General features: G+C 60.4%; 13 protein-coding genes. 11 read left to right on the plus strand and 2 right to left on the minus strand.

The features are described from left to right. The first annotated feature begins 39 nt into the window (after nt 1–39). The 11 genes from tolQ (at nt 40) to folD (ending at nt 12080) form a co-directional block, all read left to right on the plus strand. Nucleotides 40–735, plus strand: coding sequence for a protein TolQ (tolQ, locus tag ACTIEN_RS15480; protein WP_439524046.1), 696 nt, complete (start codon nt 40–42; stop codon nt 733–735). 3 nt (nt 736–738) lie between these two features. Next, nucleotides 739–1212, plus strand: a complete 474-nt coding sequence (tolR, locus tag ACTIEN_RS15485; protein ID WP_439524047.1) for a protein TolR — start codon at nt 739–741, stop codon at nt 1210–1212. A 77-nt stretch (nt 1213–1289) separates the two neighbouring features. Then, nucleotides 1290–2339: a cell envelope biogenesis protein TolA gene (locus ACTIEN_RS15490; RefSeq protein WP_439524048.1), complete on the plus strand. Its 1050-nt coding sequence runs from the start codon at nt 1290–1292 to the stop codon at nt 2337–2339. Continuing rightward, nucleotides 2336–3661, plus strand: coding sequence for a Tol-Pal system beta propeller repeat protein TolB (gene tolB / locus ACTIEN_RS15495; protein ID WP_439524049.1), 1326 nt, complete (start codon nt 2336–2338; stop codon nt 3659–3661). Before ACTIEN_RS15490 ends, tolB begins: the two co-directional genes overlap by 4 nt. A gap of 134 nt (nt 3662–3795) precedes the next feature. Next, nucleotides 3796–4314, plus strand: a complete 519-nt coding sequence (gene pal / locus ACTIEN_RS15500; RefSeq protein WP_439524050.1) for a peptidoglycan-associated lipoprotein Pal — start codon at nt 3796–3798, stop codon at nt 4312–4314. 11 nt (nt 4315–4325) lie between these two features. Beyond that, nucleotides 4326–5144, plus strand: a complete 819-nt coding sequence (locus ACTIEN_RS15505; RefSeq protein WP_439524051.1) for a tetratricopeptide repeat protein — start codon at nt 4326–4328, stop codon at nt 5142–5144. Further along, complete coding sequence (gene tilS, locus ACTIEN_RS15510) at nt 5141–6490, plus strand: tRNA lysidine(34) synthetase TilS (protein ID WP_439524052.1); 1350 nt, start codon at nt 5141–5143, stop codon at nt 6488–6490. Before ACTIEN_RS15505 ends, tilS begins: the two co-directional genes overlap by 4 nt. 78 nt (nt 6491–6568) lie before the next feature. Then, nucleotides 6569–8488 (plus strand): ATP-dependent zinc metalloprotease FtsH, encoded by a 1920-nt coding sequence (ftsH, locus tag ACTIEN_RS15515; RefSeq protein WP_439524053.1) that lies wholly within the window; start codon nt 6569–6571, stop codon nt 8486–8488. Nucleotides 8489–8623: 135 nt separating this feature from the next. Further along, nucleotides 8624–9220, plus strand: a complete 597-nt coding sequence (locus tag ACTIEN_RS15520; protein ID WP_439524054.1) for an MOSC domain-containing protein — start codon at nt 8624–8626, stop codon at nt 9218–9220. A gap of 148 nt (nt 9221–9368) precedes the next feature. Beyond that, nucleotides 9369–11045 carry a formate--tetrahydrofolate ligase gene (locus tag ACTIEN_RS15525; protein ID WP_439524055.1) on the plus strand — a complete coding sequence of 559 codons (1677 nt, stop codon included), beginning with the start codon at nt 9369–9371 and terminating at the stop codon, nt 11043–11045. Between the two features lie 132 nt (nt 11046–11177). Continuing rightward, nucleotides 11178–12080: a bifunctional methylenetetrahydrofolate dehydrogenase/methenyltetrahydrofolate cyclohydrolase FolD gene (gene folD, locus ACTIEN_RS15530; protein ID WP_439524056.1), complete on the plus strand. Its 903-nt coding sequence runs from the start codon at nt 11178–11180 to the stop codon at nt 12078–12080. 20 nt (nt 12081–12100) lie between these two features. Here the strand turns inward: folD and speB are convergent, their stop codons facing one another. After that, nucleotides 12101–13045 carry an agmatinase gene (gene speB, locus ACTIEN_RS15535; protein WP_439524057.1) on the minus strand — a complete coding sequence of 315 codons (945 nt, stop codon included), beginning with the start codon at nt 13043–13045 and terminating at the stop codon, nt 12101–12103. An 11-nt stretch (nt 13046–13056) separates the two neighbouring features. After that, on the minus strand, nt 13057–13470 hold the full coding sequence (locus tag ACTIEN_RS15540) for a PaaI family thioesterase (RefSeq protein WP_439524086.1): 414 nt from the start codon (nt 13468–13470) through the stop codon (nt 13057–13059). Nucleotides 13471–13482: the final 12 nt, after the last annotated feature.

The raw sequence follows: 13482 nt of genomic DNA on the forward strand, positions 1-13482 counted from the left end.
GCCCGGACAATCGGGGCCAACCGGCTAAAGAGCAGGCAGATGGAAGCAGAAACACTTGCGCTGGCGCAGGAGATTGATTTCTCCATGTGGGGACTTTTTACGCGCGCGACACTTACGGTCAAGCTTGTGATGGTATTGCTGATGATCGCGTCCTTCTGGGCGTGGGCGATTATCTTTGAAAAGCTGATGTCCTATCGCAAGGCACGGGCCGAAGCGGCAGAGTTCGATCGCGCCTTCTGGTCGGGCGAGCCGTTGGACGAATTGTTCGATCAGGTCGGGCCAGAACCCGGTGGACGTGCGAAAAAGGTATTCGCGGCGGGCATGACGGAATGGCGGCGGTCGCATCGTGATGATGGCGGGCTTATCGCAGGGGCACATGCGCGGATCGACCGGTCCATGGATGTGGCGATCCAGAAAGAAGCGGAAGACCTGCAGAAGAACCTTGCCGTTCTGGCGACAGTCGGGTCGGTTGCTCCGTTTGTCGGCCTGTTCGGCACGGTCTGGGGTATCATGCACGCCTTTGTCGAGATCGCGCAGCAGCAGAACACGTCGCTGGTTGTTGTGGCCCCCGGTATTGCCGAGGCGTTGTTGGCAACCGGTCTTGGCCTGTTGGCCGCGATTCCGGCAGTTGTGTTCTACAACAAGCTGTCGGCGGACAGCGACCGTATTCTGGCAGGGTACGAATCCTTTGCCGATGAGTTTTCCACCATCCTCAGCCGCCAGTTGGACAGCTGAACCATGGGGGGTGGCGTGGTCAGATCAGGCGGTGGTGGCGGCGGGCGCAGGCGGCGCAAGAGCCGGGCCATGCCCATGTCCGAGATCAACGTCACACCTTTTGTCGATGTCATGATGGTGCTTTTGATCATCTTCATGGTGGCCGCACCGTTGTTGACCGTGGGTGTTCCCGTGGAGTTGCCGAAAACGGCGGCCTCGGCGCTGCCCTCGGAAACCGAAGAGCCGCTGACCGTGACCATTGGGGCGGATGGCATTGTGTCGATCCAGAACACCGAAGTGACGCGCGCGGATCTTGTGCCGCGCCTTCGGGCAATTGCGGCAGAGCGATCGGATGACCGGGTGTTTTTGCGCGCTGACGGGGCTGTGACTTATGAAGTTGTGGCACAGGTCATGGGTGCGCTGAATGCCGGTGGATTCAGCTCTATCGGGCTTGTCACCGACATCGGTGGTCCGACTCTTGACGGGTCGGATGGCTGAGGCGCGCAGTGCATACGGGCCATTATATATCCGGCGGCGCACACGGATTTCTGATCCTTTGGGCCTTATTCGGGGGCATGTTTCGCAGCGACCCGCCCGAGGTCGAAGTGGCTGATGTCTCGGTCATCTCCGAGGCGGAGTTCGCGGCCATGATGCAGCCGCAGGCCGCTCCGACGCTTGGTGACGAGCCTGCTGCGCTGCCCGAACCTGAAGTGACCGAGCCAGAGCCCGAGGCACCGGTGGAAGAGACGCAACCCGAAACGCAGCCGACACCTGTCGAGCCGGAGATTGCAGAGCCTGATCCAATCCCGCAGCCGGTTGTGCCTGTTCCGGAACCACAGGTGACCGAAGAATTGCCGCAGCCGCCCGCACCAGAGCCGGTGCCCGAAGTCGAGGCACCAGAGGTTGCGTTGCGCCCGGTGCCGCGCCCGGCCCCCCGCGTCGCCCCCGAAGCTGTGCCGGAACCCGAACCAGAGGCCGAGATCGCGCCGGACGTGCAGGAATCGGTCGAGCAATCCGAAACGCCCGATGTGACGGATGCCGAAGAACAGCAGGCGACGTCACCCGAGGCGGCGACAACAGAAATCGTGACCGAAGCAGAAGAACCCGCCCGTGCTCCAACGTCGTCGATGCGCCCGCAAGTGCGCCCGAACCGACCTGCACCGGTCACGGCCGCGACACCTGAACCTGCACCCGCCGAAGAGCCCGCACCGCAGGACACGGAAGAGGCCGACACCACGGCGAACGCAATTGCCGGTGCGCTTGAAGAAGCGTTGTCCGGCGGTGCGACAGGGGCCACAGACGGGCCGCCGTTGACCGAAGGCGAGACGGATGGATTTCGTATTGCCGTACAGGAATGCTGGGTTGTGGATGTCGGATCGCAGGCGTCAGGTGTGACTGTGACAGTTGGGTTTGATATGGATCGCTCGGGCCGGGTGGTGACGTCGAGTTTGCGCATGCTTGCGGCAAGCGGCGGCGACGGTTCAGCTGCTGAAACAGCGTTTCAGGCCGCGCGCCGGGCGATTTTACGGTGTCAGGGAGACGGGTACAGCCTGCCACCCGAAAAGTTTGATCAGTGGAAGACCGTCGAGATGACGTTCAACCCCGAAAGTATGAGGATCCGATGAAACAGATCACGGCGTATCTTTTGTCTGTGTTGCTTTGTGCTGTGTTCGTGCCTGTGATGGCTCTGGCTCAAAGCGGACCATTGAGAATCGAGATCACGGAAGGGGTGGTCGAACCCTTGCCCTATGCGGTTCCGGATTTTGTGGCCGAAAGCGCTGGTGGCCAGCAGCTTGCGCAGCAGATCGCGCGTGTGGTTGCCGAGGATCTGACCGGCACCGGATTGTTCCGCGAAGTGCCCCGCGAGGCCCATATCAGCCAGATCACCAGTTTTGGCAGCCCGGTTCAGTTCGCGGACTGGAAGGCGATCAATGCGCAGGCTCTTGTGACCGGCGCCGTCAGTTCCGAGGGAGGGCGCGTGGTCGTCAAGTTCCGTGTCTGGGATGTCTTCGCCGGAACCGAGCTTGGACAGGGCATGCAGTTTGCCGGAACGCCGGACGGCTGGCGGCGCATGGCGCACAAGGTGGCAGACCAGGTTTACAGCCGGATCACGGGTGAATCGGGGTATTTCGACAGCCGCGTGGTGTTTGTGTCTGAAAGCGGACCCAAGGATCAGCGTGCCAAGCGGCTTGCGGTCATGGATTACGATGGCGCCAATGTGCAGTACCTGACGGGCAGCAACGCCCTGGTGCTCGCGCCGCGGTTTTCCGAGGACGGTCAACGGGTTCTTTACACAAGCTATGAAACCGGCATGCCGCGTGTACATGTGTTGGAAGTTGGCACCGTACAAAGCCGTATTCTGCAAGGGCAGGACGGCGTCATGAGCTTTGCGCCGAGGTTTGCGCCGAACGGTCAGACGGTTGTCTACTCGCTGACGCAAGGGTCGAACACAGACATCTGGGCAATGGATATCGGCAGTGGCGGCACCCGACAATTGACCAGCGCGCCGTCGATCGAAACCGCGCCCAGCTATTCGCCCGACGGCAGCCAGATCGTTTTCGAAAGTGACCGCTCCGGCACGCAGCAGCTTTACGTCATGTCCGCCAGTGGTGGCGAGGCACGGCGCATCAGCTTTGGGCAGGGCCGGTATTCGACACCTGTCTGGTCGCCGCGTGGCGACATGATCGCCTTTACCAAGCAGAACGCGGGCCGGTTTCACATCGGTGTGATGCGGACCGATGGATCGGAAGAGCGGCTTTTGACGGCATCGTTCCTGGACGAGGGTCCGACCTGGGCCCCCAACGGACGGGTCATCATGTTCGCGCGCGAAACACAGGGCGCGCAAGGGGCGTCGTCCTTGTATACGGTTGATATTTCGGGACGAAACCTCAAACGGGTGCGAACCCCCGAAGGGGCATCCGACCCAAGCTGGGGACCGCTGCAGTGACACTGGTCCTTGCACCGGGAAAGAATGTGGGGCGGTCGGGGTTTTTCGGTGAAAATTCTGACGGTCCGCAGACGACTAGGCGCGGCAGCGATGCTGTGGTAGATTCGAGCCAATAATAAAGAGCAGGATATCTCATGCGACTTTCCGCGAAACTTACAATGCTGGTGGCCGTCTTGGCCTTGTCAGCCTGTACCAATGCCAATCGCTTTGACAACGATGCAGTGGATCTGAACGCCGCGACCGGCTCTGCCGGTGGCATTGCCCCCGGCAGCGCCAGTGACCCCAGTTCACCGGCCTATTTTCAGCAGACGGTCGGTGACCGGGTACTGTTTGCCGTCGACCAGTCCACACTGGGCCCCGAAGCGCGCGCCACGCTGGATGGGCAGGTGCAATGGCTGCGGACCAACTCGGACTACAACGCGGTGATCGAAGGTCATGCCGATGAACAGGGCACGCGGGCTTACAACCTCGCGCTTGGTGCGCGTCGGGCCAATTCGGTGATGGAGTATCTGGTTGCACAGGGGATCCCGTCAAACCGGTTGCGCTTTGTGAGCTATGGTAAGGAACGCCCGATCGAGATTTGTTCGGAAGAGGCGTGTTATGCGAAGAACCGGCGGGCGGTCACGATCATTTCCGCCGGATTGTCGAGCTGACGGAGACCTGAATGCGTCTGATTTCCCTTGCTATTGGAGTGTTCCTGGCCGCTGCCCCGGTTGGTGCGCAGACGGCTGAGACGCTGGCGGATATCCGACAGGACATGTCGGTTCTGTATGTGGAAATCCAGAGACTGAAGCGCGAACTGAGCACAACCGGGGCAAGCACGCTTGCCTTGCCGTCCGGCGCCTTGGATCGGATCAACGCGATCGAGTCCGAATTGCAGCGCCTGACTGCCAAGACCGAGGAGTTGGAGTTCCGGGTCAGCAGCGTGGCCGAAGACGGCACGCAGCGTCTGGGGGATCTGGAATTCAGGTTGTGCGAACTTGAAGAAGGGTGCGATATCGGATCCCTTGGCAAAAGCCCGACGTTGGGTGGTGAAGCAACTGCGACGGCCCCCGCCGCGCCGCAGGCTGTGCCGCAGACCGGCGGAACCGAATTGGCGGTTGGTGAAGAGACAGACTTTCGGCGAGCCGGGGAGGCGCTCGCCCAGGGTGACTTTCAATCCGCCGCAGACCAGTTTGCGGCCTTTCGCGAGGCCTATCCGGGTGGACCGCTAGAAGCGCAGGCGTTGGTGGCCGAGGGTCGGGCTCTTGAAGGGCTGGGCAACGTACGAGACGCGGCGCGGCGTTATCTGGATGCCTATGCTGGCTATCCGGATGATGCGGCTGGCCCCGAGGCACTTTGGCGTCTTGGTGCAGCGCTGGGAGACCTTGGCAATGTTGCAGAGGCATGTGTGACTCTGGCCGAGGTCGCGGGCCGGTATCCGGGCAGCGCAGATGCGATTGCGCAGGCCGACACGGTCAAAGCCCGGTTCGATTGCCAGTGAATGACACACCGCTTGCGCAGCGGTTTGCAGAGGCGATGGGGCAGCTGTTAGGCCCCGATTTTCCGTCTGACATCGGTTTGGCGGTCTCTGGTGGCGGGGACAGCATGGCGATGCTGTATCTTGCCCACAATTGGACCCACACTTATGGCGTGCGCCTGTGGGTGGCGACTGTGGATCATGGTCTGCGCGCCGCAAGTGCCGCCGAGGCGGCCATGGTGGCCGAGGCATGCGGTGCCCTGGGCTGGCCACACGCGACTTTGCGGTGGCATTGGGACGGGCAGGGCAATGTGCAGGACAGAGCCCGACGTGCCCGGCTTGACCTTATCGACCGGTGGCGCGGCGACGTGCGCCATGTGCTGTTTGCCCACACTTTGGATGATCAGGCAGAAACCGTGCTGATGCGACTTGCGCGCGGATCAGGTGTGGATGGATTGTCCGGAATGCGCGTTACACGCGATGTCGTGCCGCACCCGATGGGGAATGTCGACTTGGCGCCAGACGAAGTTTCAGGCGCGTGTCCGCCGCGCCGGAACGTGTGTGTGGGCTTTCGGGTGTTGCGCCCCTGCCTTGAGATGCACCGCGACGAGTTGCGCCACTATGCGACGGTTCTGAAAGGACGGTGGGTCGAAGACCCGACAAATGAGGATCGCAGTTACGAACGCGTGCGCATTCGTCATTTGTTAAAGCTATTGGGCGATGAAGGAATCACGGCAACGGGATTTGCGGACACGGCAAAGCGACTTGGGCGGGCAAGGGACGCGCTACAGGCGCGACTGGTTGAGGCGGCAGGCAAACTGTGTTCGGACGCACCACTTGGCCAGGTGCTGATTGACCGCGACGGGTTTGCTGCGTTGGATCAGGAAACGCAACTGCGCCTGTTGACCTCGGCGCTTTGCTACGTTGCGTCGTCCGAATACAGGCCTCGGGCGGCGGCAAGCGAGGCGCTCTTGACGCAAGTGCTGTCTGGCGGCGGCGGAACTTTGCACGGTGCAGAGGTGCTGGTAGAGAAAACCCACCTGCGCGTGGTGCGAGAAGCGGCGGCAGTCCAAGGGGTCGAGGCGAACCTGGACGCGTTGTGGGATGGGCAGTGGGTGCTGGGCGATGAAACCGGGGCGCTGCCGACATCCGCCACGGTCCGGGCCCTGGGCGCGTCGGGATGGGAACAAATCGGCGATCGCTCGGGCCTTTCGGCGCCGCATCGGGCGTCTTTGGCCTTTCCGGCGCTGTGGTCTGGTGATGCCTTGCTGGCTTGTCCGGTATTGGGTATCGGTCCGCAGATCAGCGCACGTCGCTTTGTGCTTGGGCGGGCCGACACCGGTTTTGAGGCATTTTGTCTTTCGCATTGAACACGCGCGTCGCATGTCTATGTTATACGACAAGAGACACGGGCCAGTTCGCCCATGTCAGATTCAGGAGAAATTTCCTTGGGCAACGCACGAAATATCGCCTTTTGGGTCGTACTGTTCCTGCTGATCCTTGCACTTTTCAACATCTTTTCGGGCGGTGGAAACACCCTTCAGAGCCGTGAAATCAGCTATTCGGATTTCGTGTCGGCGGTTGAAAATGACACGGTCAGTTCAGTGACGCTGGACGGCGAACAAGTTCGGTTCCGAAGCACTGACGGTCAGGATTATGTGGCCATCAAACCGGAAGACGCCACCGTCACCGATCTGTTGATCGGCAACGACGTCCCGATCCGCGCGGAACAACAGCAACAATCTGGCTTCCAATCCTTCTTGTTGAGCCTGCTTCCCTTCCTTCTGCTGATCGGTGTGTGGATCTATTTCATGAACCGCATGCAGGGCGGCGGCAAAGGCGGTGCCATGGGCTTTGGCAAATCCAAAGCCAAGCTTTTGACCGAAAAGCACGGTCGCGTGACGTTCGACGACGTGGCGGGCATCGACGAGGCCAAGGAAGAACTGGAAGAGATTGTCGAATTCCTTCGCAATCCGCAGCGGTTCTCGCGTCTTGGTGGCAAGATCCCCAAAGGTGCTTTGCTGGTTGGACCTCCGGGAACAGGTAAAACCCTTCTGGCCCGCGCGATTGCGGGTGAAGCGGGTGTGCCGTTCTTCACGATCTCGGGTTCTGACTTTGTGGAAATGTTTGTGGGTGTTGGGGCGTCCCGTGTCCGTGACATGTTCGAACAAGCCAAAAAGAACGCACCCTGCATCGTTTTCATTGACGAGATCGACGCCGTTGGTCGCGCGCGTGGTGCCGGGTACGGCGGTGGCAATGACGAACGTGAGCAGACGCTAAACCAGTTGCTGGTCGAGATGGATGGCTTTGAGACGAACGAAGGCGTGATCATCGTCGCCGCGACAAACCGTCGTGACGTGCTTGATCCTGCTCTTTTGCGCCCCGGTCGTTTTGACCGCCAGGTGACCGTTCCCAACCCGGATATCAAAGGTCGTGAGAAGATCCTGGGTGTGCATGCGCGCAAGACGCCTCTGGGCCCGGATGTCGATCTGCGTATCATCGCACGCGGTACGCCGGGTTTCTCGGGCGCGGATCTCGCCAACCTCGTCAACGAAGCGGCGCTTATGGCGGCACGGGTTGGCCGTCGATTCGTGACGATGGAGGATTTCGAGAACGCCAAGGACAAGGTGATGATGGGGGCCGAACGGCGCTCCATGGTCCTGACGCCGGAGCAGAAAGAGAAGACCGCCTATCACGAAGCCGGCCATGCCATTGTTGGTCTGGAACTCCCGCAATGTGATCCGGTCTACAAGGCGACCATCATCCCGCGCGGTGGCGCGCTTGGTATGGTGGTGTCTCTGCCGGAAATCGACCGTTTGAACTGGCACAAATCCGAGTGTGAGGAAAAACTTGCCATGACAATGGCGGGAAAGGCGGCCGAGATCATCAAATATGGTGAAGGCAACGTGTCCAACGGTCCTGCGGGTGACATTCAGCAAGCGTCGGCTTTGGCGCGGGCGATGGTGCTGCAGTGGGGCATGTCGGACAAGGTCGGTAATATCGACTATCGCGAAGCGGCTGAGGGCTATAGCGGGAACACCGCAGGGTTATCGGTGTCTGCCCATACCAAGGAATTGATCGAGGGTGAGGTCAGAGGCTTCATTCAGGACGCTTATGAGCGCGCGTTCAAAATCCTGACGGACAAGAGAGAAGAGTGGGAACGCCTCGCGCAAGGCCTGCTTGAGTACGAAACTCTGACCGGCGAGGAAATCAAACGCGTGATCCGGGGTGAGCCGCCTCAGTCCGGGAATGACGATGCATCCGGTGATGTGTCCGACAAGCCCAGCGTCACTGCGATTCCCAAGACCAAGCCGAAGTCCAAACCGCGTGCAGAAGATGGCGGGTTGGAGCCGGAACCGACGGCCTGACCGGCACGGTTCGAGTATTGAAAACCCCGGTGTCGCAATGCGGTGCCGGGGTTTTTCTTTGGAGGATTCGCCAGTTTCGGGTTGTTCTTCGGCGCGACGCGGGGTTTGTCTTCACCATTCCGAGGAGGAATGGAAATGCCTGCACTAAAACCTACGGATTTTACGGCGACGGTGTGCTGGATCGGTTGTGTTCCGTTTGATGGCGACGCGATTCTGTCCGCTCCGACAGACGGGTTGGAACTCGGGTTCGATGGTCCGGTCGGTGAACGCCATTCCGGCCGCACGCGCCCGTCTTGCAGTCGCGTGACATCGCAGCATCCCCGTGGCACCGAGATCGCCAATGTCAGACAAGTGTCGGTCGTATCTTCGGAAGAGCTTGCGATGATCGCATCGGATATGGGGCTTCCGGAGATTGATCCAGTCTGGCTTGGTGCGACGCTTGTGATCGCGGGGATACCGGATTTCACACGCGTTCCGCCGTCCTCGCGTCTGCAGGGGCCAGATGGGGTCACTCTGATCCTGGACATGGAGAACCGTCCCTGTCACCTGCCGGCCCGCGAGATCGAAGCGGTTCATCCGGGCAAGGGAAAAGCGTTCAAGGTGGCGGCCCTGAACCGGCGCGGCGTTACAGCCTGGGTCGAACGCCCCGGGCGTTTGGCCGTGGCAGATCAACTTCGATTGCATGTTCCGGATCAGCCGGTCTGGGCGCACTTGGAAGCTGCCCGCGCGTAGTGGACTCTGGCAAAGGTTTCCGATTGGCGACGGTGTGATACTGATCCCGCCGCAGTTTTGCCGGGAAGTGTCGGTTTCACCGCGCCAAACCTCTGGTGTGCAACTGTATGCCTTGGGCAAATGACGTGCCGAACAGGGGAACCCATTCATGTCGTACAAGACGGATATCGAAATCGCGCGTGAGGCGCAGAAGCGCCCCATCCAGGAGATTGGCGAAAAAATCGGGATCGGGTCGGATGACCTGCTGCCCTATGGCCATGACAAGGCAAAGGTCAGCCAAAGTTTCATCAATTCGGTTCAGGATCGCGCCGATGGCAAGCTGATCCTCGTGACTGCAATCAACCCGACACCCGCGGGTGAAGGCAAGACGACCACAACCGTGGGGCTGGGCGATGGTCTCAACCATATCGGCAAGAAGGCGATGATCTGTATTCGCGAAGCGTCGCTTGGCCCGAATTTCGGGATGAAGGGCGGGGCCGCTGGTGGCGGATATGCTCAGGTCGTCCCGATGGAGGACATGAACCTTCATTTCACAGGCGATTTTCATGCCATCACGTCGGCGCATTCGCTGCTGTCGGCGATGCTTGACAACCATATCTACTGGGGCAACGAGCTTGAAATCGACATTCGCCGTGTGCAGTGGAAGCGGGTCGTGGACATGAATGACCGCGCGCTGCGTCAGGTCAATGTATCACTGGGTGGCGTGGCCAACGGGTTCCCGCGTGAAGGTGGGTTTGACATTACCGTGGCGTCCGAAGTGATGGCAATTCTGTGCCTTGCGAAGGATTTGAAGGATCTGGAGCAGCGTCTGGGCGACATGATCGTGGCCTATCGCCGGGATCGCAGCCCGGTCTTTTGCCGCGATATCAAGGCAGAAGGCGCGATGACGGTGCTTCTCAAGGATGCGATGCAGCCGAACCTCGTGCAGACGCTCGAGAACAATCCGGCCTTTGTGCATGGCGGACCGTTTGCCAATATCGCGCATGGGTGCAATTCGGTGATTGCAACAACCACCGCGTTGAAGCTGGCCGATTATGTGGTGACCGAAGCGGGCTTCGGAGCTGACCTCGGCGCTGAGAAGTTCATGAACATCAAGTGCCGCAAAGCCGGAATTGCGCCATCGGTCGTTGTCTGTGTGGCCACGGTGCGCGCGATGAAGATGAATGGCGGTGTCGCCAAGGCCGATCTGGGAACCGAGAATGTGGACGCGGTGAAAGCCGGGTGCCCGAACCTTGGGCGCCATATCGAGAATCTCAAGAGCTTTGGCGTACCGGTGGTCGTGGCGATCAACCATTTCGTCACCGACACCGAGGCTGAAATCCAGGCGGTGAAGGATTTCGTGGCGGGCCAGGGGGCCGAGGCCGTGCTGAGCCGTCACTGGGAGCTTGGGTCGGAAGGGTCTGCGGATCTTGCCACCAAGGTTGTTGAGGTGATCGCAAAGGGTGAGGCCAAGTTCGCGCCGATCTATCCGGATGAGATGTCCCTGGCCGAGAAGGTCCAGACTATCGCCAAGAAAATCTACCGCGCCGATGAAGCGGTGATGGATCAGAAGATCCTCGATCAGCTCAAGCTTTGGGAAGACCAGGGATATGGGAACCTGCCGGTCTGTATGGCGAAAACGCAATACAGCTTTTCCACCGACCCAAGCCAGCGCGGCGCGCCTGTCGGCTTTAGCGTGCCGGTGCGCGAGGTGCGATTGTCAGCGGGGGCGGGGTTCATTGTCGTGGTCTGTGGAGAGATCATGACGATGCCGGGCCTGCCGCGGGTGCCGTCGGCGGAGAGCATCCATCTGAACGAAGCGGGCCAGATCGAAGGGCTGTTTTAAGCGGATGGCGGGTGGGCGCTCGGGCTTTGCCCATCGCCCCACCCGCCATCCCGCAACGTGCTTCTGTTCGAGGCTTGTTCCCCGACAGCATCGGTTGCATGTGCATATTTGGAAAAAGAAGAAGGACCGACCATGGGCGCTCAGATCATCGACGGAAAGGCTATTGCCGCGAAACTGCGCGGGCAGGTGGGCGAACATGTGACGCGATTGAAAGCGGATCACGGGATCACGCCGGGGCTGGCCGTTGTTCTGATTGGTGAGGACCCGGCGAGCCAGGTCTATGTGCGTTCGAAGGGCAAGATGACCGTCGAAGTCGGGATGAATTCCTATGAGCACAAGTTGGAGGTGGACACGTCCGAGAGCGATCTTCTGGCGCTGATCGCGCAGTTGAACACGGATCCGGACGTTCATGGGATACTGGTGCAGCTGCCTCTTCCGGGGCATCTGGATGAGGACCTGGTGATCAATTCCATTGACCCGGCCAAAGATGTGGACGGGTTTCATATTTCGAATGTGGGTCTGTTGGGAACGGGGCAGAAGTCGATGGTGCCGTGTACGCCGCTGGGCTGCCTGATGATGCTTCGGGATCATCTTGGCTCTTTGTCCGGGATGGATGCGGTGGTGATCGGACGGTCGAACATCGTTGGCAAGCCGATGGCACAGCTGTTGTTGGGTGACAGTTGCACTGTGACGATTGCCCATTCGCGGACCAGGGATTTACCCGCTGTCGTCCGCCAAGCGGATATTGTTGTCGCTGCCGTGGGTCGCCCCGAAATGGTGCCGGGTGATTGGATCAAACCCGGTGCAACGGTGATTGATGTTGGGATCAACCGCGTGGACGCACCCGAGAAGGGCGCGGGCAAGACGCGGCTTGTCGGGGATTGCGACTTTGACAGTTGCGTCGCAGTGGCGGGGGCAATCACTCCGGTTCCCGGTGGCGTCGGACCGATGACGATCGCTTGTCTGTTGGCCAATACCGTGACCGCGTGTTGTCGGGCGAATGGCGTGGCAGAGCCCGAGGGCTTGACGGCGTAACGGCCTAAGGCACGACAACCTTATTTCTGCGCCCTGGGCAGGGCGCAGAGCATTTCGAACAGCAGGTTCGACGCGATCAACGCGGTGGTTCCGGTGGTGTCGAAAGGTGGGGACACCTCGACCAGATCGCCGCCGACAAGGTTGAGACCTGCACATCCGCGCACGATTTCCAGCGCCTGCCACGTGCTGAGGCCGCCCATCTCAACGGTGCCTGTACCTGGGGCGAAAGCGGGATCAAGGCTGTCGATATCGTAGCTGAGGTAGACCGGAGTCTTGCCGATCTGCTTTCGGATGTCGGCCATCAGCGGGGCAAGGGATTTATACCAACACTGTTCCGCCGGGATCACCGTCCAGCCCTGATCGCGCGCCCAGTTCCAGTCTTCCGGAGAATACCCTGATCCGCGCAGGCCGATTTGCCAGACCTTGTCGTTTTGCAGGCAACCCTCTTCCCATGCGCGGCGGAAGGGGGTGCCATGGGCCTCTTTCTCACCAAACATTTCGTCGCTGGTATCGGCATGGGCATCGACATGGATGAGCGCGACGGGGCCGTGCTTTTCCTTGATTGCGCGCAGGATGGGCCAGGTCAGCGTGTGATCGCCACCAAGGGTCAGCGGAATCGTGTCGTGTTTGAGGATTTCGCGGTAGTGGTCGGCGATAATGCCGATGGTTTTCTTCAAATCGAACGTATTGACCGCGACATCACCGATATCGGCGACTTGCATGGATTCGAACGGCGCAGCGCCGGTGGCCATGTTGTAGGGGCGCATCATGCGGCTTTCTTCGCGAATCTGACGGGGACCAAGGCGGGTTCCCGGGCGGTTCGAGGCCCCGTGATCCATCGGAATGCCGACAAAACAGGCGTCGAGCCCTTCTGAGGTGGTTTGTGTTGGAAGCCGCATCATGGTGCTGGGGCCGGAAAAGCGGGGCGAGTCATTGCCGCCAAGCGGTTGATTGTAGGTGGGCATTTACGGCTCCTTTACAGGTCGACGGGTATCATGGTGCCCATAAGGCTGGCGATATGGCGTTCGGTGTTTCCGGTGATGGCGTAGACATCGGATGCGACGACGATCAGGCGGCGACCTGGCTTGATCACGCGTCCGTGCGCGATCAGCAAGGTGCCCTTTGCGGGGGCAAGCAGGTTGATCTTGATCTCGGCGGTGACGACTTCCTGATCTTCGGGGATCAGCGTAAGGGCGGCGTAACCAGCGGCGCTGTCGCCAATGGAAAAAGTGAGGCCTGCGTGACCGAAGCCTTGTTGCTGCATCGACCCAGGCAGGATCGGGGCGCTGATGGTGGCAGTTCCGTCACCGGTTTCGACAAGTTCTGCGCCAAGTGTCGCCATCATGGACTGGCTGTCAAAACTGGCTTGAATGCGGGTGGCAATGGACATGTCGAACAGTGA

Origin of the sequence: Marivita sp. (genome assembly GCF_051859345.1) — a bacterium.
Classification (GTDB): domain Bacteria; phylum Pseudomonadota; class Alphaproteobacteria; order Rhodobacterales; family Rhodobacteraceae; genus Marivita.

Bases quoted from the DNA above. Each gene is read 5' to 3' on its own strand.
- tolB (WP_439524049.1), top strand. From the start codon at position 2,336: ATGAAACAGATCACGGCGTATCTTTTGTCTGTGTTGCTTTGTGCTGTG.
- ACTIEN_RS15540 (WP_439524086.1), bottom strand. From the start codon at position 13,470: ATGTCCATTGCCACCCGCATTCAAGCCAGTTTTGACAGCCAGTCCATG.
- tolR (WP_439524047.1), top strand. From the start codon at position 739: ATGGGGGGTGGCGTGGTCAGATCAGGCGGTGGTGGCGGCGGGCGCAGG.
- pal (WP_439524050.1), top strand. From the start codon at position 3,796: ATGCGACTTTCCGCGAAACTTACAATGCTGGTGGCCGTCTTGGCCTTG.
- speB (WP_439524057.1), bottom strand. From the start codon at position 13,045: ATGCCCACCTACAATCAACCGCTTGGCGGCAATGACTCGCCCCGCTTT.
- ACTIEN_RS15490 (WP_439524048.1), top strand. From the start codon at position 1,290: ATGTTTCGCAGCGACCCGCCCGAGGTCGAAGTGGCTGATGTCTCGGTC.
- ACTIEN_RS15525 (WP_439524055.1), top strand. From the start codon at position 9,369: ATGTCGTACAAGACGGATATCGAAATCGCGCGTGAGGCGCAGAAGCGC.
- folD (WP_439524056.1), top strand. From the start codon at position 11,178: ATGGGCGCTCAGATCATCGACGGAAAGGCTATTGCCGCGAAACTGCGC.
- ACTIEN_RS15520 (WP_439524054.1), top strand. From the start codon at position 8,624: ATGCCTGCACTAAAACCTACGGATTTTACGGCGACGGTGTGCTGGATC.
- ACTIEN_RS15505 (WP_439524051.1), top strand. From the start codon at position 4,326: ATGCGTCTGATTTCCCTTGCTATTGGAGTGTTCCTGGCCGCTGCCCCG.
- tolQ (WP_439524046.1), top strand. From the start codon at position 40: ATGGAAGCAGAAACACTTGCGCTGGCGCAGGAGATTGATTTCTCCATG.